The sequence below is a fragment of the Candidatus Woesearchaeota archaeon genome, assembly GCA_030651375.1.
Lineage (GTDB): Archaea > Nanobdellota > Nanobdellia > Woesearchaeales > UBA12501 > JAUSFM01.
Genome location: JAUSFM010000008.1, coordinates 1 through 1,493, shown reverse-complemented (window position 1 = coordinate 1,493; position 1,493 = coordinate 1). Strand labels below are relative to the sequence as shown.

2 protein-coding genes are annotated in these 1,493 nt (G+C 52.2%); one reads left to right on the top strand and one right to left on the bottom strand.

The features are described 5' to 3' along the window. The first annotated feature begins 36 nt into the window (after window positions 1–36). The gene (locus Q7R76_02210; GenBank protein ID MDO8642383.1) at window positions 37–618 is read left to right on the top strand and encodes a Fe-Mn family superoxide dismutase; all 582 of its coding nucleotides are present in this window, start codon (window positions 37–39) and stop codon (window positions 616–618) included. A 105-nt stretch (window positions 619–723) separates the two neighbouring features. Here the strand turns inward: Q7R76_02210 and Q7R76_02205 are convergent, their stop codons facing one another. After that, complete coding sequence (locus tag Q7R76_02205) at window positions 724–1,176, bottom strand: DUF192 domain-containing protein (GenBank protein MDO8642382.1); 453 nt, start codon at window positions 1,174–1,176, stop codon at window positions 724–726. Window positions 1,177–1,493: the final 317 nt, after the last annotated feature.

Genomic DNA, 1,493 nt, shown 5'->3' with positions numbered 1-1,493 from the left:
ATCAGCCGTTCAATTCAACACAACTGAGAGGATTCCATGGAACACACCTTGCCCGCCCTGCCGTATGCCATTGACGCTTTGGCACCTGCTTATTCCCAAGAAACATTGGAATTCCACCACGGCAAGCACCACAACGCTTATGTGGTCAACCTCAACAACCTGCAAAAGGGCACTGAGTTTGAAAGCATGGCGCTGGAAGAAATCATCAAAAAATCCAGCGGTGGCATTTACAACAACTCCGCCCAAATCTGGAACCACACCTTTTTCTGGAACTGCATGAAACCCAACGGTGGTGGCGAGCCTGCTGGCGCCTTGGCCGCTGCGATCACTGCGAAATGGGGCAGCTACGCCGCATTCAAGGAAGCATTTGTGAAGTCCGCCGTGGGCAACTTCGGTTCGGGCTGGACCTGGTTGGTCAAGAAAGCCGACGGTTCCGTTGACATCGTCAACATGGGTGCCGCTGGTACACCCCTCACCACCGCTGACAAAGCACTGTTGACCGTGGACGTGTGGGAACACGCGTACTACATCGACTACCGCAACATGCGCCCCAAGTATGTCGAGACCTTCCTCGAAAAGCTGGTGAACTGGAGCTTTGCAGAAGCCAACTTCGCCTGAAGTTCGCCTGCATAGAAAAAGCCACCTTGTCAGGTGGTTTTTTTTTGATCAAATAGGGCTGAAAGCCCCGTGGAATATGCGCAGGCAGCTATTAAAGATGTAGCGTTATTTGCCCTCAAACGGTTTGCCGCCGAGTTTGGTGCCGTCTTTGATTCCTTTTTTGGCAAACCACCCCTGGTTCATTTCGAGTACATAACGCACCGGTTTCTTCGAGCAGTGCGAATCGGTGGTTTGCGGTTTCATGTCGGCCAGGTTGACGATGGTGCCATCGTCGGCGACAAAAGCGGCCGTCAGGGGCAGCATGGTGTTTTTCATCCAAAAACACTGCTCGGCGGCTTGTTCAAAAACAAACAGCATGCCTTCGTGGGTGGGCATCTCCTTGCGAAACATGAGCCCCACCGCATGTTGTTGCGGGGTGATCGCCACTTGGGTGTCGATCAAATGCATGCCTGCCGACAGTTTGACGCGCGGCAAGTCCGTTTGCGGTGTATTTTGGGCGTGTGCTGGAGTGCCAAGTAGGGCGGCCAATCCAAGTAGTCCGATAGCAATATGTTTCATGGCGCAATTTTGACGTAAATAGAGGGTGGATGCTGCAGCAAAAGTGCCCGCAAGAGCGGGTATTTTCGAAGTCAAGCAAGAATTATTTTTGGAATTCTTCGGCCTTCGTGGCGTGTACCTTGGCGTCCGGTTCTGCAGACGCCGCCAGGGGGCATAAACACCCTACGCACGGAAGTCCTTTGTCCAACGCCCCCTGAATCCTGCGGGTTGACAGAATTGAGTAATTTTTTGGGACTAGAATTCCAAACACTTCCAGAAGTGCCTTACCCGGCGTTTCTCAGGTAGATTCGATTCTCAAAATTTACGGAGATCTTTTT

What these genes read in the sequence shown, in the direction of transcription:
- Q7R76_02205 (MDO8642382.1), bottom strand. Translation starts at nt 1,176, where the DNA reads ATGAAACATATTGCTATCGGACTACTTGGATTGGCCGCCCTACTTGGC.
- Q7R76_02210 (MDO8642383.1), top strand. Translation starts at nt 37, where the DNA reads ATGGAACACACCTTGCCCGCCCTGCCGTATGCCATTGACGCTTTGGCA.